Below are 20,616 nucleotides of genomic sequence, written 5' to 3' on the forward strand. Positions count from 1 at the left end.
GTTGGCTCCTCGGGTCACCACCCGGCGGTTCGGCCGGGTGTTGGGTCGAATTCTAGTAGGCGTGCGGAGAGGGGCGGGACGCACCCGCCCCTCTCCACGGTCGGGCGCGTCAGGAGACGCCCAGCTCCTTGGCGTTGGCCTTGAGGTCTTCCAGGCCACCGCACATGAAGAACGCCTGCTCGGGGAAGTGGTCGTACTCGCCGTCGCAGATCTGGTTGAACGCCGTGATCGACTCTTCCAGCGGGACGTCCGAACCGTCGACGCCGGTGAACTGCTTGGCGACGTGCGTGTTCTGCGACAGGAAGCGCTCCACGCGACGGGCGCGGTGCACGACCAGCTTGTCCTCTTCGCCGAGCTCGTCGATGCCGAGGATGGCGATGATGTCCTGGAGATCCTTGTACTTCTGAAGGATCGTCTTGACGCGCATGGCGGCGTCGTAGTGCTCCTGCGCGATGTAGCGCGGGTCCAGGATCCGGGACGTGGAGTCCAGCGGGTCCACGGCCGGGTAGATGCCCTTCTCGGAGATCGGACGGGAGAGAACCGTCGTCGCGTCGAGGTGGGCGAAGGTGGTGGCCGGGGCCGGGTCGGTCAGGTCGTCCGCGGGGACGTAGATCGCCTGCATCGAGGTGATCGAGTGACCACGGGTCGAGGTGATGCGCTCCTGGAGGAGACCCATCTCGTCGGCCAGGTTCGGCTGGTAGCCCACCGCGGAGGGCATGCGGCCGAGCAGGGTCGACACCTCGGAACCCGCCTGGGTGTACCGGAAGATGTTGTCGATGAAGAAGAGGACGTCCTGCTTCTGGACGTCACGGAAGTACTCCGCCATCGTCAGACCGGCCAGGGCGACCCGAAGACGCGTGCCCGGCGGCTCGTCCATCTGACCGAAGACCAGGGCGGTCTTGTCGATGACGCCCGAGTCCTGCATTTCCTCGATGAGGTCGTTGCCCTCACGGGTGCGCTCACCGACACCGGCGAACACCGACACACCGTCGTGGTTGTTGGCCACGCGGTAGATCATTTCCTGGATGAGGACGGTCTTGCCGACACCGGCACCACCGAACAGGCCGATCTTTCCACCCTTGACGTACGGGGTGAGAAGGTCGATGACCTTGACGCCGGTCTCGAACATCTCGGTCTTGGACTCGAGCTGGTCGAAGTTGGGCGCCTTGCGGTGGATCGGCCAGCGCTCGCCGATGTTGGCGTTCTCCTCGGGCTTGTTCAGCACCTCGCCGAGGGTGTTGAACACCTTGCCCTTGGTGAAGTCGCCGACCGGCACCGTGATGCCGTTGCCCGTGTCGGTCACCGGGGCCTGGCGGACCAGACCGTCGGTGGGCTGCATCGAGATCGCGCGGACGATGCCGTCACCCAGGTGCTGGGCGACTTCGAGCGTCAGCGTCTTGAGCTTGCCGTCCTCGGCCGGGTCGGCCACCTGGACGTGCAGCGCGTTGTAGATCTCCGGCATCGCGTCGACGGGGAACTCCACGTCGACGACCGGGCCGATGACCCGGGCGACGCGGCCCGTGGCAACGGCCGTCTCAACAGTGGTCGTCATTACTTGTCACTCCCCGCGGTCGCGTCGGCCAGCGCACTGGAGCCACCGACGATCTCGCTGATTTCCTGGGTGATTTCGGCCTGGCGGGCCGCGTTGGCAAGCCGGGAGAGGCTCTTGATGAGCTCTCCGGCGTTGTCGGTGGCCGACTTCATCGCACGGCGGCGGGCGGCGTGCTCGGAAGCGGCCGACTGAAGCAGCGCGTTGTAGATGCGGCTTTCGACGTAGCGCGGCAGCAGGGCGTCGAGGACGTCCTCCGCCGACGGCTCGAAGTCGAAGAGCGGAAGGATCTCGCCCTTCGCGCCTTCCTCCTCCGGAGCCTTCTCCAGCGACAACGGCAGCATCCGGTTGTCGACCGGCGTCTGCGTCATCATCGACACGAACTCCGTGAAGACGATGTGCAGTTCGTCCGCTCCGCCCTCGGCCGTCTCCGTCTGGATGGCCTCGATCAGCGGTGCGGCCACCTGCTTGGCGTCCGCGTAGGTCGGGCTGTCGGTGAAGCCGGTCCACGACTGTGAGACCTTGCGCTCACGGAAGCCGTAGTAGGCGACACCCTTGCGGCCGACGATGTACGTGTCGACCTCCTTGCCCTCGCTCCGCAGCCGCTCCGAGAGCTTCTCCGCGGCCTTGATGGCGTTGGAGGAGTAGCCGCCGGCCAGACCGCGGTCGCTCGTGATGAGCAGGACCGCGGCGCGGGTCGGCGCCTCCGCCTCGGTGGTGAGCGGGTGCTTGGTGATGGAGCCGGTCGCCACCGCGGTCACCGCACGGATGAGCTCGGTCGCGTACGGCGCGGAGGCCGCCACCTTGCGCTGCGCCTTGACGATGCGCGAGGCGGCGATCATCTCCATCGCCTTGGTGATCTTCTTGGTCGCGGTGACGGATCGGATGCGACGCTTGTAGACCCGGAGCTGCGCTCCCATGAGTCAGGTCCCTTCCGTCGTCGTCACTTGCTGGTGCTGACCGGAGCGTCGTCGCCCAGGAGCTTGCCGTCCGAGGTCTCGAACTGCCGCTTGAAGCCGGCGATGGCGTCGCCCACGGACTGGAGCGTGTCGTCCGACATCTTGGCGCCCTCGGCGATCGAGGTGAGGAGCTCCTTGCGCTCGCGGCGCAGGTGCTCCAGCAGCTCGGCCTCGAAGCGGCGGATGTCCTCGACCGGCACGTCGTCCATCTTGCCGGTGGTGCCGGCCCAGATGGAGACGACCTGCTCCTCGACCGGGTACGGCGAGTACTGCGGCTGCTTCAGCAGCTCGACCATGCGCTTACCGCGCTCAAGGGAGGCCTTGGAGGCGGCGTCCAGGTCGGAACCGAAGGCGGCGAACGCCTCCAGCTCGCGGTACTGGGCGAGGTCGACACGCAGTCGGCCGGACACCTGGCGCATCGCCTTGTGCTGTGCGGAACCACCGACTCGGGAGACGGAGATACCGACGTTCAGGGCGGGGCGCTGACCGGCGTTGAACAGGTCCGACTCCAGGAAGCACTGGCCGTCGGTGATGGAGATGACGTTGGTCGGGATGAACGCCGACACGTCGTTCGCCTTGGTCTCGACGATCGGCAGACCCGTCATCGAACCGGCGCCCATCTCGTCCGACAGCTTCGCGCAGCGCTCGAGCAGACGCGAGTGCAGGTAGAAGACGTCGCCCGGGTAGGCCTCGCGGCCCGGCGGACGGCGCAGCAGCAGGGACACGGCGCGGTAGGCGTCGGCCTGCTTCGACAGGTCGTCGAAGATGATGAGGACGTGCTTGCCGTCGTACATCCAGTGCTGGCCGATGGCCGAACCGGTGTACGGGGCGAGGTACTTGAAGCCGGCCGGGTCGGACGCGGGAGCGGCGACGATCGTCGTGTACTCCAGCGCGCCGGCCTCTTCCAGGGCGCCACGCACGGAGGCGATGGTCGAGCCCTTCTGGCCGATGGCGACGTAGATGCAGCGAACCTGCTTCTTCGGGTCGCCCGAGCGCCAGTTGTCGCGCTGGTTGATGATCGTGTCGACGGCCAGAGCGGTCTTGCCGGTCTGACGGTCACCAATGATCAGCTGACGCTGGCCACGGCCGATCGGCACCATCGCGTCGACGGCCTTGTAACCGGTCGCCATCGGCTCGTGCACCGACTTACGGACCATGACGCCCGGAGCCTGAAGCTCCAGGGCGCGGCGGCCGTCGGTCTCGATCTCGCCGAGGCCGTCGATCGGGTTGCCGAGCGGGTCGACGACGCGGCCGAGGTAACCCTCGCCTACGCCGACCGAGAGCACCTCACCGGTGCGCTGCACCGGCTGGCCCTCTTCGATTCCGCTGAACTCGCCGAGGACGATCGCACCGATCTCGCGCTCCTCGAGGTTGAGGGCGAGACCAAGGGTTCCGTCCTCGAACCGCAGCAGCTCGTTCGCCATGGCCGAGGGAAGACCCTCGACCTTCGCGATGCCGTCGCCGGCAACGCTGACCGTACCGACCTCCTCGCGCGAGGCCGCGTCCGGCTGGTACGACTGGACAAAGGTCTCCAGCGCGTCCCGGATCTCCTCCGGCCGGATCGTGAGCTCCGCCATCTGGGTTCCCTGCTCTCCTTGTTGGGCCCGAAGTTTCTAAGGGGGTCTGGGGGCCGACCCCCAGGAATCTTCTGCAATTTCTGCACGGCCCAACCGGGCCGCTGGTGTTGCTAATTCACTTGCTGTGCCGACCGTGAGGTCAGCGAGCCAGCCGCCGGTTCGCCTCTTCGAGGCGCTCCGCGATGGTGCCTTCGATGACCTCGTCGCCGACGCGCACCGAGATCCCGCCGAGGACCTCGGGGTCCACGTCGAGGTTCAGGTGCATCTGACGGCCGTAGATCTTCGCCAGAGCCGCGCCGAGGCGCGCCTTCTGGAGGTCGGTCAGCGGCACCGCCGAGGTGACGACGGCGACCATCCGGTCCCGGCGGCCCGCGGCGAGCTTGGAGAGGGACTCGAGTCCCGATTCCAGGCTACGTCCACGCGGCCGGGTCACCAGACGGACGACCAGGCGCTCGGTGACCGGGTTCGCCCTGCCGCCCAGCAGGCTGCGCAGCAGTTCGCTCTTGGCCGCGACCGTGGCGGTGCGGCTGGTGAGCGCGGAGCGCAGTTCGGTGCTGGAGGTGACGATGCGGCCGAACCGGAACAGCTCGTCCTCGACGTCGTCCAGCGCGCCCGACTGCTGCGCGGCGGTGAGGTCGGCGGTGGCCGCCAGTTCTTCCAGCGAGTCCACCAGGTCACGCGAGTACGACCAGCGGGAGCGGACCATGCCGGCCACCAGGTCGGCGGTTTCGCCGCCCACCTGGCCGCCGAGCAGACGCCCGGCCAGCTCGGCCTTGGCCTCGCCGGCCTGCGCCGGGTCGGTCAGGACCCGACGCAGCGAGACCTCGCGGTCGAGCAGCGTGGTGACGGCGGCCAGCTCGTCGCCGAGCTTCGCCGCGTCGACGGACGTGTTGTCCATCAGCGCGTCGAGACGCTCGCGTGCGGCGGCCAGTGCCTCGCGGCTCGCACCGTTCATCGGACGGCCTCGGCCTTCTCCTCGAGCTCGCCGAGGAAACGGTCGATGGTGCGGCTCTGGCGGGCGTGGTCCTCGAGGGACTCGCCGACCAGCTTGCCGGCCAGGTCGGTCGCCAGCTTGCCCACGTCCTGACGGAGCGAGTGCGCGGCGGCCTTGCGGTCGGCCTCGATCTGGGCGTGGCCGGCAGCGATGATCTCCTCACGCTGCCGCTGGCCTTCCGCCCTCATCTCCTGGATGAGCGCGGCGCCCTGCTCGGTCGCCTCCTGGCGCAGGCGCGCAGCCTCGTGGCGGGCCTCGGCGAGCTGCGCCTTGTACTGCTCAAGGACGCTCTGGGCCTCGGTCTGAGCGGCCTCGGCCTTCTCCATCCCGCCTTCGATGGCCTCGCGACGCTCGTCCAGAACCTTGTTGATGTTCGGGAGGAGCTTCTTGGCGAGGAAGCCGAAGACGATGACGAAGGCGATGAGGCCGATGACGAGCTCAGGCCACGGCGGAACGAGGGGGTTTTCCTTGCCCTCGGCCGCCAGCTGAACCATGGTGAGGTTCACATCAGTGCCTTTCGTCGGATCGGTCTAGTCGTGGTTCGTCTTAGTAGACGAACGGCATGACGAGGCCGATCAGGGCCAGCGCCTCACAGAACGCGAAACCGAGGATCTGGTTGGCGCGGATCAGGCCGGCCGCTTCGGGCTGACGGGCGAGAGCCTGCGTACCGTTACCGAAGATGATGCCGACGCCGACGCCGGGGCCGATCGCGGCGAGGCCGTAACCGATGGAGCTGAGCGAGCCGGTGACGCCATCGGAGGCAGCGAGGATCTGGGACATGCCAGTTCTTCCTTCTCTTTCACGGACCGGTGGGGGTTGGCCACCGGACGACTGGGGGTATGGAGGGGGCGGGCGGTCAGTGGTGCTCGGCGACGGCGCCCTGGATGAAGACGCAGGCCAGCAGCACGAACACATACGCCTGGACGGCCTGGATGAAGAGCTCGAAGGCGGTCATCACGACGACCATCACGAAGGAGACGCCGGAGTACGCGATGCCGATGCCGTTGAGCATGTACCAGCTGGCGATCGTGAACAGCAGCAGCAGGGTGTGGCCGGCGAACATGTTCGCGAAGAGTCGCACCGCGTGCGTGAAGGGGCGGACCAGCACGTTCGAGAAGAACTCGATGACCATGACCAGCGGCAGCACGCCGCCCAGCGACTTGTCATAGCCGGTGAGGTTCTTGAAGCCGCCGACGAAGCCGTGGCGCTTGAACGTGAGCGTCATCCAGATCACGTAGACGATCAGGGCGAGCACCGCGGGGTACGCGATGATCGACGTCACCGGGAACTGGGCCACCGGGACGATCGACCAGAGGTTCATCATCCAGACGAAGAAGAAGATCGAGACCATGAGGGGGACCCACTTCTCGCCCTCCTTCTTGCCGATCGTCTCGTAGACGATGCCGCGGCGTACGAAGTCGTAGCCGGCCTCGGCGATCATCTGGAACTTGCCGGGGACGAGCTTCGGCTTGCGGAAGGCGGCCCAGAAGAAGCCGACGATGATCAGCGAGCCCAGCAGGGCCAGCAGCATCGGCTTGTTGAAGTACACCCCGTCGGTGTCGCCCCAGAGCGGCTCGAAGAGGAACGAGTGCAGGCCGGGACCCTCGAAGCCACAGCCGTTCGACTGGAAGATGTGGCAGCTCGGATCGAAGGCGAGCACCTGCGTCGGGTCAGCACTCACCGCGGGCTCCTTCAGCGTGGCGCATAGGTACGGCAACCTCGTTGTGTCGGCGCGGCGCGCAGCCGCGGTTCGGCACTGGACTGGTGTTTCGGATGATGGGGCGGCGGTCGGGCATCAAGCCTCGCGATTGAGCAGGCGTCAGCTCAGATGCCCGCGCCCGCAGTGCCGCAGTTGGCACCGGACGATAGCAGGGTCCTGAACTCGCATTTATTCCGGCCCTACCTCTCACGACGACGGGCCCGTCTTTTCGGGCTTGTCGCCCTTGGCGGTATCCGGTTCCACGTAGAGGATCTTCGCCTTCATGTGCGCACGCGCCTGCGCGCCGATCCAGACGAGGGTCAGCGCCACAAGGGTTGCCGCAAAGCACTTCGGGTTGAACAGCGTCGTGTTCTTGAAGACCGCGACAAAGATGAAGAGCAGGAGCAACTGCGCGGTGTACAGCATCAGTCCCATGGCCTGGAACAGGTGCGGAAGCGATTTGGCAGTGCGCTCCAGGACGACGAGTCCGATGCCCATGAAGAGGATCACGACCAGCGTCGCGACGATGGCACCCACCACTCCCTCGCCACCCGCGACCACACCGCTGATCACGGCGGCAACAGCGCCCGCGACAGCGGTGGGTAGGGCGGTCTGGAGAAGAGTGCGTGCGTCGTTGGACGGCATGGCGGCAGCTCCGCTTGCTGGTGGGGGCAAAGTGGTGTCGTCATGGACGAGCGTAAGCCCGGGCCGAGTTGGTCCCTCGGGCCAACGGACCGTCGCACTACGGTCCTTCGGCTCTGGCGCCGGGTCTCGTGAACCGTATCACAAACTATTTGATGAGGTCTTTACCATGGAAGTGTGATGGGCAGCACACTTGAGAGTGGTGCCGCGCGTTTGTGCACAACGGGTGGCGAGATGTCTGGTATTGGGCTTTGACGCGGCAAATCGTCAGCGCGACGCACCGGTCTTACGTCGGTCGGGGAAGCGCGAACGGGGGCCGATCGCGGTCGCTCCGTTGACGCCGGAGACTCCGGCCGCCACCGGGGCGCGCTCGCCGCGCACCTCGTCGTCCTCCTCGGAGGCGATCGAGTGCACCGTCTCGGGCTCCGTACGGGTACGCCGGTAGCGCGGCGGCACGAACCGCTCGGCCCACCGCGGGGTGCGCGGGGCGAACCGCGGCAGCAGCAACAGGACGAGCCCGACCGCGCTCAGCGCGACGATCAGCAGCACGATCCACATCGACGCCGAGTGCACCGAGTAGGCGACCGCGCCGAAGGCGATCAGCGCCGACCAGAAGTACATGATCAGCACCGCCCTGCTGTGCGAGTGCCCGATCTCCAGGAGCCGGTGGTGCAGATGTCCCCGGTCGGCGGCGAACGGCGACTGCCCGTTCCAGGTCCTGCGGACGATCGCGAGCACCAGGTCGGCCATCGGGATCGCGATGATCGTCAAGGGCATGAGCAGCGGGATGAAGACCGGCAGCATCGCGTGGGTGGCGTCGCGGGTGCCGCCGAAGTTGAGCTTCATGGCGTCGGGGTCGACCTGGCCGGTGATGGAGATCGCGCCCGCCGCGAGGACGAGCCCGATCAGCATCGAGCCCGAGTCGCCCATGAAGATCCTGGCCGGGTGCATGTTGTGCGGCAGGAAGCCCAGGCACATCCCCATGAGGATGGCGGCGAACAGGGTGGCGGGGGCGGCCGCCTCGATTCCGTACCCGTACCAGAGCCGGTAGGCGTACATGAAGAACGCCGCCGACGCGATGCACACCATGCCGGCGGCCAGGCCGTCGAGGCCGTCCACGAAGTTCACCGCGTTGATGGTGATCACGACGAGCGCGACCGTGAGCAGGGTGCCCTGCCAGGAGGTCAGCGAGACCGAGCCGATGCCGGGGATGGGCAGCCACAGGATGGTCAGACCCTGCATGACCATGACGCCGGCGGCGATCATCTGGCCGCCGAGCTTGATCAGGGCGTCGATCTCGAATTTGTCGTCCAGGACGCCGATCAGCCAGATCAGCGCGGCGCCGGACAGCAGGGCCCGCGGTTCGTTGGACTGGCTGAAGACGCCGTTGAGGCCGTCGAGGTGGTCGGCGACGAGCAGTCCCGCGCACAGGCCGCCGAACATGGCGATGCCGCCGAGTCTCGGCGTCGGTTCCCGGTGCACGTCACGCGCGCGGATCTCCGGCATCGCACCGACGGCGATGGCGAACTTCCGCACCGGCCCGGTGAGCAGATAGGTCACCGCGGCCGTGACGCAGAGCGTCAGCAGGTATTCACGCACGGGCTGCCCCAGAGGTATCGCTGGCCATCTCAGCCCCACACCCTAGCTTCGCGTGCATGTGGTTGAGGACATCCGGAGCCGGCGGATGGTTGCAGCCACCTTGGTGAAGCACGGATAAGCCCGCATTCTTCCGTTATGCGAATCCTGTGAGAATGCGCCGAATTCGCCGTCCCGTCCTCGTGGGGAACCCCTGGGGAACCGCCCCTCAGGGAGGGGGGAACCTTTCCGCCAGTTCCCGCACCGCCACCCGGGCCCTGGGATCCTCTCGCATCGCCATCGCGAACAGCACCGCGATTCTGGCCATTTCCGTCTCCCGCATGCCCTGGGTGGTGACGGCGGCGGTGCCGAGCCGGATGCCCCGGGCGTCCGCGTGCGGCAGGGCGCAGGAGTCCAGGACGATGCCGGCGCCCGCGAGACGCCCACGGGCGGTGCGGCCGTCGACGCCGAACGAGGAAGGGTCGGCGAGCACCAGATGGGTGTCGGTGCCGCCGGTGAAGACGCCGAACCCCTCGGTGAGCAGCCCCTCGGCGAGCGTGCGCGCGTTGGCGACCACCTGATGGGCGTAGGCCGTGAACGCGGGAGTGGACGCCTCGCCGAAGGCGACGGCCTTGGCGGCGATGGTGTGCATCTGGGCGCCGCCCTGGGTGAAGGGGAAGACGGCGCGGTCGATGCGGGCGGCGAGGTCGGCGCCGCACAGGATCAATCCGCCGCGCGGGCCGCGCAGCACCTTGTGGGTGGTGGCGCACACGACGTCGGCGTACGGGACCGGGCTCGGCGCCGCTCCCCCGGCGACCAGGCCCATGGGGTGCGCGGCGTCCGCGATGAGGTAGGCGCCCACGTCGTCGGCGATCTCGCGGAAGGCCCGGTAGTCCGGGTGACGGGGGTAGGCGATCGAGCCGCACACGATCGCCTTGGGCCGGTGCTCGGCCGCCAGGTCCCACACCTCGCCGTAGTCGATGAGCCCGGTGTCCCGCTCGACGCCGTAGCCGACGAAGTCGAACCAGCGCCCCGAGAAGTTGGCGGGCGAGCCGTGCGTGAGGTGTCCGCCGTAAGGGAGGCCCATCGCCAGAACGGTGTCTCCGGGCTTCAACAGGGCCGCGTAGGCCGCCAGTACCGCCGAAGTCCCCGAATGCGTCTGGACGTTGGCGTGGGCGGCTCCGAAGAGGGCCTTGGCGCGGTCGACTGCGATGCGCTCGGCGGCGTCGACGATTTCGCAGCCTCCGTGGTGGCGGGCGCCCGGATATCCCTCGGCGTACTTGTTGCCGAGGTGGGAGCCGAGGGCGGCGCGCACGGCCGGGGAGGTGAAGTTCTCGGCGGCGATCAACTGGAGCGAGGTGGCCTGGCGCTCGGCCTCGCCGAGCAGCACGTCGGCCATTTCGGGGTCCTGGCGCCTGAGGGCGTCGGACCCCGCGAGTTGGGCGCTTTCCGCGGAGATGACCGGCATGACTTCAGCGTAGGCCCCGGCCGCCGAGGCCGCCCGGCGTGCGGGGAGCGATACCCCCGGTGGGGTCAGTGGTGCGTCGGCACGCCCGTCAGCGCGGTGACGACCGGGTCGAGCGCCTGGTTGATCTCGTCGCCGATGGAGCGGAAGAACGTGATCGGGGCGCCGTAGGGGTCGTTGACCTCGTCGGCCTCGACGCTGGGGGCGAGCAGCCAGCCGCGCAGCGCGGCCGCGGCCCGCACCAGGGCCCTGGCCCGCTCGACCATGCCTTCCTGGAGCGGGTCGGGCAGCGTGGCCGGGTCTATGGCCCGTACGAGACGGGTGAACTCCTTCAGGGTGAAGGTGCGCAGGCCCGCGGAGTGGCCCATGGAGATGACCTGGGCCCGGTGGTCGCGGGTCGCGGTGAGGACCAGGTCGGCGGTGATGACGTGTTCGTCGAGGAGCTCGCGCCCGGTGAAGCCGGTGGCGTCGGCCCCGAAGTCGGCGAGGACGGCGGCCGCGTTGGCCTCCATCGGAGCGCCCTCGTGCCCCCAGGTGCCGGCGCTCTCCACGATGAGGCCGCCCGAGAACGGGTCCCCGAGCCGGTCGCTCAGGGCATGGCGGGTCAGCCGCTCGGTGATGGGCGAGCGGCAGACGTTGCCGGTGCTGACGTGGAGGATGCGGAACGAGTCCACCGCGCGGTGGACCGTGCCTATGCCACGCCCCTCAGGGGCGGTCAATTGGCCACCTCGAGGTCGGGTACCACCTTGCGCAGCTCGTCCGCGTCGAGCGCGCCGGCGCGCAGCAGTACCGGGACCTTGCCGGTCACGTCCACGATCGACGACGGGACGATGCCCGGAGTGGGGCCGCCGTCCAGGTACACGGAGACGGAGTCGCCGAGCATGCCCTGGGCCGCGTCGCAGTCCTCGGGCGAGGGGTGACCGGTGAGGTTGGCGGAGGAGACGGCCATCGGGCCGACCTCGGTGAGCAGCTCGATGGCGACCGGGTGCAGCGGCATCCGGATCGCGACGGTGCCCCGGGTGTCGCCGAGGTCCCACTGGAGGGACGGCTGGTGGCGCGTGACCAGCGTCAGGGCGCCCGGCCAGAACGCGTCGACGAGCTCCCAGGCCTGCTCGGTGAAGTCGGTGACCAGGCCGTGCAGGGTGTTGGGCGAGCCGATGAGCACGGGCGTGGGCATGTTGCGGCCGCGGCCCTTGGCGTCCAGCAGATCGCTGACGGCCTGCGAGCTGAACGCGTCCGCGCCGATCCCGTACACGGTGTCGGTCGGCAGCACCACGAGCTCGCCGCGGCGGACGGCGGATGCGGCTTCGCGCAGACCGGTCGTGCGGTCGGTCGCGTCGTTGCAGTCGTATCGCCGAGCCATTAGCGGGCCTCCTCGTACACATACACGGTCTGGGTGTTCACGCGGATCACGGTGTGGCCTTGCGGGCCGTGGCGAAGCGGGGGCGGTTGTTGAGGTCGGGGTGGTCGGCCGCGTCCGCCCATCCCTGCTCCTCGTTGAAGATCCACGGCACTTGGCCGCCCTGGGTGTCGGCGTGCTCGATGACGACGAGCCCGCCGGGCCGCAGGAGGCGGTGCGCGGTGCGTTCGATGCCCCGGATGGTGTCGAGGCCGTCCTCGCCGGAGAACAGCGCGAGCTCGGGGTCGTGGTCGCGCGCCTCGGGGGCGACGTACTCCCACTCGGTGAGCGGGATGTACGGCGGGTTGGAGATGACCAGGTCGACCTGGCCGTCCAGCTCGGGCAGCGCGGTGAGCGCGTCGCCCTGGTGGAGAACGACGCGGGACCCCTCGACGTTCTTCCGCGTCCACGCCAAGGCGTCCTCGGAGAGTTCGACGGCGTGCACGCGCGAGCGGGGGACCTCCTGCGCCATGGCGAGCGCGATGGCGCCCGAGCCGGTGCACAGGTCGACGATGAGCGGTTCGACGACGTCCATCGCGCGGACGGCGTCTATGGCCCAGCCGACCACCGACTCGGTCTCCGGGCGGGGCACGAACACCCCTGGCCCGACGTGGAGTTCGAGGTAGCGGAAGAAGGCGCGGCCGGTGATGTGCTGGAGCGGTTCGCGGGCCTCGCGGCGGGCGATCGCCTCCCAGTAGCGGGCGTCGAAGTCGACGTCCTTGACGTTGTGCAGCTCTCCCCGCTTCACGCCGTGGATGTGCGCGGCGAGCTCCTCCGCGTCGAAGCGCGGTGAGGGCACGCCGGCGTCGGCCAGCCGCTGGGTGGCCTGCGCCACCTCGGCAAGCAGCACGCTTCGGGGGCCTGGGGGGCGCCCCCCAGTGTTTTGCTGCACGCTGGTCCTCCGGCAGTCGTACGGGGGTGTGATTACTGGGCGGCCGCGAGCTTGGCGGCGGAGTCCGCGTCGACGCAGGCCTGGATCATCGCGTCCAGGTCGCCGTCGAGGACCTGGTCCAAGTTGTACGCCTTGAAGCCGACCCGGTGGTCCGAGATGCGGTTTTCCGGGAAGTTGTACGTCCGGATCTTCTCGGAGCGGTCGACGGTGCGCACCTGGCTGCGGCGGGCGTCGGCGGCCTCGGCCTCGGCCTTCTCCTGGGCCGCGGCGAGCAGCCGCGAGCGCAGGATGCGCATGGCCTGCTCCTTGTTCTGGAGCTGGCTCTTCTCGTTCTGGCAGGAGGCGACGACACCGGTCGGGACGTGCGTGATGCGCACGGCGGAGTCGGTGGTGTTGACGGACTGGCCGCCGGGGCCGGAGGAGCGGTACACGTCGATGCGCAGGTCGTTCATGTTGATCTCGACGTCGACCTCCTCGGCCTCGGGCGTGACCAGCACGCCGGCGGCGGAGGTGTGGATGCGGCCCTGCGACTCGGTCGCGGGCACGCGCTGCACGCGGTGCACACCGCCCTCGTACTTCAGCCGCGCCCAGACGCCCTGGCCGGGCTCGGTCGCGCCCTGGCCGCCCTTGGTCTTCACGGCGACCTGGACGTCCTTGTAGCCGCCCTGGTCGGACTCGGTGGAGTCGATGATCTCGGTCTTCCAGCCGACCCGCTCGGCGTAGCGCAGATACATGCGCAGGAGGTCGCCGGCGAACAGGGCCGACTCGTCGCCGCCCGCACCCGCCTTGATCTCCAGGAGTACGTCCTTGTCGTCGCTGGGGTCGCGCGGGACCAGGAGCAGACGGAGCTTCTCGGTGAGCTGCTCGCGCTGCGCGATCAGTTCCTTGACCTCGGCGGCGAAGTCGGGGTCGTCGGCCGCGTACTCACGGCCCGTCTCGATGTCCTCGCCCGTCTGCTTCCAGGCGCGGTAGGTCCCGACGATCGGCGTCAGCTCGGCGTAGCGCTTGCTCAGCTTGCGTGCGTTGGCCTGGTCGGCGTGGACCGAAGGGTCGGCGAGCTTCGCCTCGAGGTCGGCGTGCTCGCCGATCAGATCCTCGACCGCTTCGAACATCGGTGGCTCCTGGGATGTCAGACGAAGAAGTAGAACTGGACGGCCTGGACGGCAAAGCGCCGGTCGCGGCGCCCCCGGGAAGGAGGCGCCACGGACCGGCGCAGTTGGCTCGCTACTTCTGGGCGGAGCCGGCAGCGGCCTTGCCGAAGCGGGCCTCGAAGCGGGCCACGCGGCCGCCGGTGTCCATGATCTTCTGCTTGCCCGTGTAGAACGGGTGGCACTCGGAGCAGATTTCGGCGCGGATGGTGCCGCCGCCGATCGTGCTGCGGGTGGTGAAAGCCGCGCCACAGGTGCAGCTGACCTGGGTCTCGACGTACTCGGGGTGGATGTCGCGCTTCAAGGTGTCTCCTAGGTTCGGGAGGGCTCCGGGTCGCAGGCGCGGATTGCGCATACGTGAACCGGGGCCGACGTACCAGTCTGCCAGGACTGGCCGTATCTCCCAAAACCGGGGTACGCCCGCATCTATTCCCAACCCGGCCCGGAGCCGTCGCCACCCCCGGGTTCGGCGGGCGCGGCCCTACTGACCGGCGACGTAGCCGCCCGCGGTGCCCTTGTCGCCCGCCGAGCCGGCGGTCGCGGACGCCGGGATGGGCTGGTCCTTGGACAGGGCGTCCCAGACCTGCCGCGACTGTGCGGGCAGCGGGCTGACGCGGTTGGGGTCGCGCTTGTCGTACTGCACCGGCAGCGTGATCATCTTGACGTGGGCGGCGTCCAGGCCCTTGAGGCCGTCGGCGAACCCGATCAGCGAGTTGACCGAGTTCAGCTCGGTGTCGGTGGTGATCGCCTTGGTGGCGGCGTTGGCGAGCCCGTACAGCTTGGTCGGGTTGCTGAGCACGCCGACGCTTCTGACCTGGCCGATCAGCGCCTTGATGAAGGCCTGCTGGAGCTGGATGCGGCCGAGGTCGCTGCCGTCACCGACCACGCCGTGCCGGGTCCGGACCAGGCCGAGCGCCCTCTCCCCGTCGAGGGTGTGCCGGCCGGCCGGCAGGTCGAGGTGGCTCTTGGTGTCCTTGATCGGCTTGTTGGTGGTGACGGGCACCCCGCCGAGCTCGTCGATGAGCTTCTTGAAGCCGGTGAAGTCGACCTCGAGGTAGTGGTCCATGCGGATGCCGGACATCTGCTCGACGGTCTTGACGGCACAGGCCGGGCCGCCGACCTCGTACGCCGTGTTGAACATCTGGCGCTCGGCGCCGGGGTCGGTCCTGCTGCCGTCCTGCGTGGTGCAGGAGGGGCGGGTGATCAGGGCGTCGCGCGGGATGGAGACGACGCTGGCGGTCTTGTGGCCCTGGTAGACGTGGACGACCATCGCGGTGTCGGAGCGGGCGCCGCCCTCGTCCTCGCCGTACTCCTTGTTGGCGCCGGCCCGCGAGTCCGAGCCGAGGACCAGGATGTCCATCGAGCCGTTGTCGACGTTCTGGGGGCGGTCGGTGCCGAGCCGGGCGTTGATGTCGACGCCCTTGAGGTTGCCGTTGAGCTGGAAGTACACATAGCCGAGGCCGGCCCCGCCGGCGAGCACCACGCCGGCCGCGCTCCAGGCGGCGATCCGCACGGCGCGGCGGCGCGTGCTGGGCTGCTTGCGGCGCTTGCCCGCCCCGCGTATTCGGCTGGTGCGTGTGTCCTGCTCGGCCATGGTCTCCTCGGTTCCCGGTGCGCCTCCGATGACTCCCTGCCCCGGCGTGCGGGCACGGATTGTCGACACTTGTCAGACGGTCGAAGCACCAAGAAGGGTTGCACAGGGTTCTAAGAACGCTCTAAGAGCAGCGATGCGGGGCCCGCGCCCGACCCGGCCCGCCTCCCACCGCTCTCACCTGCGGCTTCGCGGAGGCCACCGGTTGCCGGCGGGGGCCGGGCGGCCGGGAGGCGTGTGGCATACGCCTCAGCGCGTACCCGGACACCTCGGGGCCCGCACGCACGAGAGCGCCCCCGGCACCGAAGTGTCGGGGGCGCTCTCAAGTGGCCCTGCTGGAACCGGAGTTGCTAGTCGTTGCCGTTGCCCGGCCCCGGCGTCGTCTTCTGGATCTGGAGCAGGAACTCGGCGTTCGACTTCGTCTGCTTCATCTTGTCCAGGAGCAGCTCGATGGCCTGCTGCTGGTCGAGGGCGTGCAGCACCCGGCGCAGCTTCCAGACGACCGCGAGCTCGTCGCTGCCGAGCAGGATCTCTTCCTTGCGGGTGCCGGACGCGTCCACGTCCACCGCCGGGAAGATGCGCTTGTCGGCGAGCTTGCGGTCGAGCTTGAGCTCCATGTTGCCGGTGCCCTTGAACTCCTCGAAGATCACCTCGTCCATGCGCGAGCCGGTCTCCACGAGCGCGGTGGCGAGGATGGTCAGCGAGCCGCCGTCCTCGATGTTGCGCGCCGCACCGAAGAAGCGCTTCGGCGGGTAGAGCGCCGTCGAGTCGACACCACCGGACAGGATGCGGCCGGAGGCCGGGGCCGCCAGGTTGTACGCACGGCCCAGGCGGGTGATCGAGTCGAGCAGCACGACCACGTCGTGACCGAGCTCGACGAGACGCTTGGCGCGCTCGATGGCCAGCTCGGCGACGGTGGTGTGGTCCTCGGCGGGACGGTCGAAGGTCGAGGAGATGACCTCGCCCTTCACCGACCGCTGCATGTCGGTGACCTCTTCCGGACGCTCGTCCACCAGGACGACCATCAGGTGGCACTCGGGGTTGTTGTGGGTGATCGCGTTGGCGACCGCCTGCATGATCATGGTCTTGCCGGTCTTCGGCGGGGCCACGATCAGGCCTCGCTGGCCCTTGCCGATCGGCGACACGAGGTCGATGATCCGCGTGGTCAGGATGCCCGGGTCGGTCTCCAGACGGAGCCGGTCCTGGGGGTAGAGCGGGGTCAGCTTGTTGAACTCCGGGCGACCGCGGCCCGAGTCGGCCGCCATGCCGTTGGAGGAGTCCAGACGCACCAGGGCGTTGAACTTCTCGCGGCGCTCGCCGTCCTTGGGCTGGCGGACGGCGCCGGTGACGTGGTCACCCTTGCGCAGACCGTTCTTGCGGACCTGGGCCAGCGAGACGTACACGTCGTTCGGGCCCGGCAGGTAGCCGGAGGTCCGGATGAACGCGTAGTTGTCGAGGATGTCCAGGATGCCCGCGACGGGGATCAGGACGTCGTCGTCGGCGACCTGGGGCTCCGCGCCGAACTCCTCGCGGCCACCGCGGCGGCCACGGCGGTCGCGGTAGCGGCCGCGACGGCCACGACGGCCGTCCGCGTCGTCGAAGTCGTCCTGCGGGCCGTTGTTGTTGTTCTGCTGCTGGCCCTGCTGGCCGCCCTGACGCTGCTGGCGCTGGCCGCCCTGCTGGTCGTCGCCCTTGCCGCGGCGCTCCCCGCGCTCCTGGCGCTCACCACGGTCACCGCGGTCCTGGCCCTGACCCTGGCGCTCGCCACGGTCCTGGCCCTGGCGCTCGCCCCGGTCACCGCGCTGGCGGTCCCGGCGCTCGCCGCGCTCGCCGCGCTCACCGCGCTCACCGCGGTCGCGGCGCTCCCGGCGGCCCTCGGCGGTGTCGACCGCTTCGGTGGCCTTGCCCTCGGGCTGCTGGCCCTCGGTCTTGACCTCGGCCTTGGCCTCCGTCTTGGTGACGGTCTCGACCGCGGCGGACTCGGGGCTGCCGGACGGCGCGGTGGCACGGCGGCGGCGACGCTCGCCCGTGGGCTGGTCGTCGCCCGCGGCCTGGTCGGACACCTTGGGGAAGGCTGGCCGGGGATGTCGATCTGCTGCTGCGCGGCCTGCTTCTCGGCGGCGGGCGCGGCGGCCTCCTCACCCGTACGGGCCTTGGAAGTGGCGCGGCGCTTCGGCTTGGCCTCGGCGTCGGGCGCGGCGCTCTTGGCCGGGGCGGAGGAGCCGCCTCCGGCCTGCGCCTCCTTGATGACCTCGATCAGCTGGCTCTTGCGCATGCGCGCGGTGCCCCTGATGCCGAGGCCGGACGCGACCTGCTGCAACTCGGCCAGGACCATGCCGTCGAGGCCGGTGCCGGAGCGGCGGCGCCGTGAGGTGGTGCCGGAGGCAGCACCTGCGGCGGGCGCGGGGGTGTCGACAGAGCTGTCGGCAGTCACGCCCATCAGATCGGTGGTGTCGCTCACGAAGGGTCCTTCCCTGGAGCGGACGTCGGCCTGTCTGGCTCGGCGACCGGTTGTGCTGTCCGGCTGCGTCCCGTGATCTTCTCGACCACTGATCGTGCCGGGGCGGTGGTCCGCCGCGTACGGCGGAGAGACAAAGTGCGTGGGTTCCGGCCCGAGATCCCCCTGCTCGGCCCCTGCCGGGAAAAAGCGTGGGGTGTCGTGCCGGTTCCGGAGCGTGCTCGAAACTGCTCAGGCAGGCTGCGCAGGCAGTTGGGGAGGCTCTCGGAAGAAAGGCGGTCCCTGAAGGGGACACGAAGCACCGCGCCACGAAGACGACCGATGCAGACTTGAGGTTAACACTACCGGATCCAACAAACATTCCCCCTCTCGTTCACCGGCAAGCCGTGCTTCCCGCGAGGCCGCGCCCGTCTACGACCCGAGCGGCAGGACGCTCGCACCCGCGGCGTCGAGGCCGAGCCGGTTGGCGGCCCACCCCTCCCCCGCGAGGCGTGCCACCTTGTCGGCCGCACCGTCCTCGACCAGCGCGAGCACCGTGGGCCCCGCGCCGGAGATGACCGCGGGAACGCCGTCCGCGCGCAGCCGGTTGACCAGCGCCGCGCTCTCCGGCATGGCCGGTGCGCGGTACTCCTGGTGGAGCCGGTCCTCGGTGGCGGCGAGCAGCAGCTCGGGGCGCCTGGTCAGGGCCTCCACGAGCAGGGCCGCCCGGCCGGCGTTGGCCGCAGCGTCGACGTGCGGGACCGTGCGCGGGAGCAGCCCGCGGGCCGTCTCCGTCAGGACCGCCTTGCCGGGCACGAAGACCACCGGAACGACGGAGTCCGCCGGGTCCATACGGATCGCGCGGGCGGAGCCGCCGTCCATCCAGGAGAGCGTGAACCCGCCGAGCAGACAGGCGGCCACGTTGTCGGGGTGGCCCTCGATCTCGGTAGCGAGCTCAAGGAGGGCCGCGTCGTCGAGGCGGGCGTCGCCGCCTATGGTCACGGCGCGCGCGGCGACGATGCCGGCACAGATGGCGGCGGAGGAGGAGCCGAGGCCGCGGCCGTGCGGGATGCGGTTGGCGCACACGACCTCAAGACCGCGCGGCTGCCCGCCGAGCAGGTCGAACGCGGTGCGCAGGGACCGTACGAGCAGGTGGCTCTCGTCGCGGGGCAGCGTGTCCGCGCCCTCGCCCGCGATGTCGATGCCCAGGCCGGAGTCGGCGACGCGGACGACCACGTCGTCGTAGAGCCCCAGTGACAGGCCCAGGGAGTCGAAGCCCGGGCCGAGGTTGGCACTGGTGGCGGGGACGCGCACCCGTACGGCGGCGGCGCGGAATGCGGGACCGGCCATCGCTCTGATGACTCCTTGTGAGGCTGCTGCTGGGGGTCTGCTGCGAGGTTTTCGAAGACGTACAAAACACCCGAGGGCCACGTGGGCGACTGCACCACGGCATATGCGGCGGGGCGGGTTGGGTACAGCCTATCGAAGGAAGGTTCTGTGGCGACATAGGGCGCACAGGAGGCGCACGATGCGTGTCGCGAGCCCCCTGTGCCCCTACGTGCGGGCTTGTCCTGCTTTACGTACGCGTCCCACCGGGGCGGGGCGCGTACGCGCCGAGCGGGGGTCCGTTACGCGAGACCGAGGCGCTCGGCGGCGGCGGCCGCGTCCACCGGGACGGTGACGGGCTGCGGGGCTCCGGCGACGGCCCAGTCGGGGTCCTTGAGGCCGTTTCCGGTCACCGTGCAGACGATCTTCTGGCCGGGGTCGACGAGGCCGCGCTCGGCGGCCTTGAGCAGTCCTGCCACCGAGGCCGCGGAGGCGGGCTCAACGAAGACGCCCTCCTGCGAGGCGAGCAGCCGGTAGGCGCGGAGGATCTCACGGTCCGTCACTTCGTCGATGAAACCGCCGGATTCGTCCCGCGCGGCCAGCGCGAACTGCCACGAGGCCGGGTTGCCGATGCGGATCGCGGTGGCGATCGTCGAGGGGTCCTTGACGACCTCCCCGCGCACGATCGGCGCCGAACCGGAGGCCTGGAAGCCCCACATGCGCGGGCGGTGCGTCGAGACGCCGTCGGCGGCGTACTCGCTGTAGCCCTTCCAGTACGCCGTGATGTTGCCGGCGTTGCCCACGGGCAGGACGTGGATGTCGGGGGCGTCGCCCAGCGCGTCCACGATCTCGAACGCGGCGGTCTTCTGGCCCTCGATGCGCACCGGGTTGACCGAATTGACCAGCGCCACCGGGTAGTTGTCGGACAGCGAGCGCGCCAGCGTCAGGCAGTCGTCGAAGTTGCCGTCGACCTGGAGGATCTTGGCGCCGTGGATGAGCGCCTGGCCCATCTTGCCCAGCGCGATCTTGCCCTGCGGCACGAGGACCGCGCACACCATGCCGGCCCGCACCGCGTAGGCGGCGGCCGAGGCGGAGGTGTTGCCGGTGGAGGCGCAGATGACCGCCTTGGCGCCCTCCTCCTTGGCCCGGGTGATCGCCATCGTCATGCCGCGGTCCTTGAAGGACCCGGTCGGGTTGGCACCCTCGACCTTGAGGTGGACCTCGCAGCCCGTGCGCTCGGAGAGCACCTGCGCGGGTACGAGCGGAGTGCCGCCCTCGCGGAGGCTGACGACCGGCGTCGTAGCGGAGACGGGGAGCCGGTCCCGGTACTCCTCGATGATTCCGCGCCACTGGTGGGTCATTG

At 69.5% G+C, this 20,616-nt stretch carries 18 protein-coding genes and 1 pseudogene; all 19 read right to left on the reverse strand.

Translation table 11 applies throughout. The features are described 5' to 3' along the window. Positions 1-109: 109 nt before the first annotated feature. Positions 110-1,552, reverse strand: coding sequence for a F0F1 ATP synthase subunit beta (gene atpD, locus DWB77_RS12650; protein ID WP_120721371.1), 1,443 nt, complete (start codon positions 1,550-1,552; stop codon positions 110-112). After that, positions 1,552-2,469 (reverse strand): F0F1 ATP synthase subunit gamma, encoded by a 918-nt coding sequence (locus tag DWB77_RS12655; RefSeq protein ID WP_120721372.1) that lies wholly within the window; start codon positions 2,467-2,469, stop codon positions 1,552-1,554. Before DWB77_RS12655 ends, atpD begins: the two co-directional genes overlap by 1 nt. A gap of 23 nt (positions 2,470-2,492) precedes the next feature. Continuing rightward, positions 2,493-4,085 carry a F0F1 ATP synthase subunit alpha gene (gene atpA, locus DWB77_RS12660; RefSeq protein ID WP_120721373.1) on the reverse strand — a complete coding sequence of 531 codons (1,593 nt, stop codon included), beginning with the start codon at positions 4,083-4,085 and terminating at the stop codon, positions 2,493-2,495. Positions 4,086-4,224: 139 nt separating this feature from the next. Continuing rightward, the gene (locus DWB77_RS12665) at positions 4,225-5,040 is read right to left on the reverse strand and encodes a F0F1 ATP synthase subunit delta (protein WP_120721374.1); all 816 of its coding nucleotides are present in this window, start codon (positions 5,038-5,040) and stop codon (positions 4,225-4,227) included. After that, positions 5,037-5,573 carry a F0F1 ATP synthase subunit B gene (locus tag DWB77_RS12670; RefSeq protein ID WP_120727706.1) on the reverse strand — a complete coding sequence of 179 codons (537 nt, stop codon included), beginning with the start codon at positions 5,571-5,573 and terminating at the stop codon, positions 5,037-5,039. The genes DWB77_RS12665 and DWB77_RS12670 overlap by 4 nt, the downstream gene beginning before the upstream one ends. Before the next feature lie 52 nt (positions 5,574-5,625). Next, positions 5,626-5,859 carry an ATP synthase F0 subunit C gene (atpE, locus tag DWB77_RS12675; RefSeq protein ID WP_053726990.1) on the reverse strand — a complete coding sequence of 78 codons (234 nt, stop codon included), beginning with the start codon at positions 5,857-5,859 and terminating at the stop codon, positions 5,626-5,628. A 76-nt stretch (positions 5,860-5,935) separates the two neighbouring features. Then, entirely contained in the window at positions 5,936-6,760 is an 825-nt protein-coding gene (gene atpB / locus DWB77_RS12680) for a F0F1 ATP synthase subunit A (protein ID WP_120721375.1), read from the reverse strand. Positions 6,761-6,985: 225 nt separating this feature from the next. Next, positions 6,986-7,423 (reverse strand): hypothetical protein, encoded by a 438-nt coding sequence (locus tag DWB77_RS12685; RefSeq protein ID WP_120721376.1) that lies wholly within the window; start codon positions 7,421-7,423, stop codon positions 6,986-6,988. Between the two features lie 264 nt (positions 7,424-7,687). Further along, positions 7,688-9,019, reverse strand: a complete 1,332-nt coding sequence (locus DWB77_RS12690) for an MraY family glycosyltransferase (protein ID WP_246033511.1) — start codon at positions 9,017-9,019, stop codon at positions 7,688-7,690. 205 nt (positions 9,020-9,224) lie between these two features. Then, the gene (gene glyA / locus DWB77_RS12695; protein WP_120721378.1) at positions 9,225-10,463 is read right to left on the reverse strand and encodes a serine hydroxymethyltransferase; all 1,239 of its coding nucleotides are present in this window, start codon (positions 10,461-10,463) and stop codon (positions 9,225-9,227) included. 65 nt (positions 10,464-10,528) lie between these two features. After that, on the reverse strand, positions 10,529-11,179 hold the full coding sequence (locus tag DWB77_RS12700; RefSeq protein ID WP_120721379.1) for a protein-tyrosine-phosphatase: 651 nt from the start codon (positions 11,177-11,179) through the stop codon (positions 10,529-10,531). Further along, complete coding sequence (locus tag DWB77_RS12705; protein WP_120721380.1) at positions 11,176-11,823, reverse strand: L-threonylcarbamoyladenylate synthase; 648 nt, start codon at positions 11,821-11,823, stop codon at positions 11,176-11,178. The genes DWB77_RS12700 and DWB77_RS12705 overlap by 4 nt, the downstream gene beginning before the upstream one ends. Before the next feature lie 46 nt (positions 11,824-11,869). Next, a complete protein-coding gene (prmC, locus tag DWB77_RS12710; protein ID WP_120721381.1) occupies positions 11,870-12,751 on the reverse strand; it encodes a peptide chain release factor N(5)-glutamine methyltransferase in 882 nt (293 codons plus the stop codon). A gap of 32 nt (positions 12,752-12,783) precedes the next feature. After that, positions 12,784-13,863 carry a peptide chain release factor 1 gene (gene prfA / locus DWB77_RS12715; protein WP_120721382.1) on the reverse strand — a complete coding sequence of 360 codons (1,080 nt, stop codon included), beginning with the start codon at positions 13,861-13,863 and terminating at the stop codon, positions 12,784-12,786. A gap of 112 nt (positions 13,864-13,975) precedes the next feature. Continuing rightward, on the reverse strand, positions 13,976-14,203 hold the full coding sequence (rpmE, locus tag DWB77_RS12720; RefSeq protein WP_120721383.1) for a 50S ribosomal protein L31: 228 nt from the start codon (positions 14,201-14,203) through the stop codon (positions 13,976-13,978). Between the two features lie 177 nt (positions 14,204-14,380). After that, positions 14,381-15,493: an LCP family protein gene (locus DWB77_RS12725; protein ID WP_120721384.1), complete on the reverse strand. Its 1,113-nt coding sequence runs from the start codon at positions 15,491-15,493 to the stop codon at positions 14,381-14,383. Positions 15,494-15,840: 347 nt separating this feature from the next. Further along, positions 15,841-17,951: pseudogene (rho, locus tag DWB77_RS12730) on the reverse strand (transcription termination factor Rho). Between the two features lie 408 nt (positions 17,952-18,359). Further along, positions 18,360-19,277 (reverse strand): homoserine kinase, encoded by a 918-nt coding sequence (gene thrB, locus DWB77_RS12735; RefSeq protein WP_120721385.1) that lies wholly within the window; start codon positions 19,275-19,277, stop codon positions 18,360-18,362. A 278-nt stretch (positions 19,278-19,555) separates the two neighbouring features. After that, positions 19,556-20,614 (reverse strand): threonine synthase, encoded by a 1,059-nt coding sequence (gene thrC, locus DWB77_RS12740; RefSeq protein WP_120721386.1) that lies wholly within the window; start codon positions 20,612-20,614, stop codon positions 19,556-19,558. Positions 20,615-20,616: the final 2 nt, after the last annotated feature.

Source organism: Streptomyces hundungensis (genome assembly GCF_003627815.1).
GTDB classification, from domain to species: domain Bacteria; phylum Actinomycetota; class Actinomycetes; order Streptomycetales; family Streptomycetaceae; genus Streptomyces; species Streptomyces hundungensis_A.

What these genes read in the sequence shown, in the direction of transcription:
- atpD (WP_120721371.1), bottom strand. Translation starts at nt 1,552, where the DNA reads ATGACGACCACTGTTGAGACGGCCGTTGCCACGGGCCGCGTCGCCCGG.
- DWB77_RS12655 (WP_120721372.1), bottom strand. Translation starts at nt 2,469, where the DNA reads ATGGGAGCGCAGCTCCGGGTCTACAAGCGTCGCATCCGATCCGTCACC.
- atpA (WP_120721373.1), bottom strand. Translation starts at nt 4,085, where the DNA reads ATGGCGGAGCTCACGATCCGGCCGGAGGAGATCCGGGACGCGCTGGAG.
- DWB77_RS12665 (WP_120721374.1), bottom strand. Translation starts at nt 5,040, where the DNA reads ATGAACGGTGCGAGCCGCGAGGCACTGGCCGCCGCACGCGAGCGTCTC.
- DWB77_RS12670 (WP_120727706.1), bottom strand. Translation starts at nt 5,573, where the DNA reads ATGGTTCAGCTGGCGGCCGAGGGCAAGGAAAACCCCCTCGTTCCGCCG.
- atpE (WP_053726990.1), bottom strand. Translation starts at nt 5,859, where the DNA reads ATGTCCCAGATCCTCGCTGCCTCCGATGGCGTCACCGGCTCGCTCAGC.
- DWB77_RS12685 (WP_120721376.1), bottom strand. Translation starts at nt 7,423, where the DNA reads ATGCCGTCCAACGACGCACGCACTCTTCTCCAGACCGCCCTACCCACC.
- glyA (WP_120721378.1), bottom strand. Translation starts at nt 10,463, where the DNA reads ATGCCGGTCATCTCCGCGGAAAGCGCCCAACTCGCGGGGTCCGACGCC.
- DWB77_RS12705 (WP_120721380.1), bottom strand. Translation starts at nt 11,823, where the DNA reads ATGGCTCGGCGATACGACTGCAACGACGCGACCGACCGCACGACCGGT.
- prfA (WP_120721382.1), bottom strand. Translation starts at nt 13,863, where the DNA reads ATGTTCGAAGCGGTCGAGGATCTGATCGGCGAGCACGCCGACCTCGAG.
- DWB77_RS12725 (WP_120721384.1), bottom strand. Translation starts at nt 15,493, where the DNA reads ATGGCCGAGCAGGACACACGCACCAGCCGAATACGCGGGGCGGGCAAG.
- thrB (WP_120721385.1), bottom strand. Translation starts at nt 19,277, where the DNA reads ATGGCCGGTCCCGCATTCCGCGCCGCCGCCGTACGGGTGCGCGTCCCC.
- thrC (WP_120721386.1), bottom strand. Translation starts at nt 20,614, where the DNA reads ATGACCCACCAGTGGCGCGGAATCATCGAGGAGTACCGGGACCGGCTC.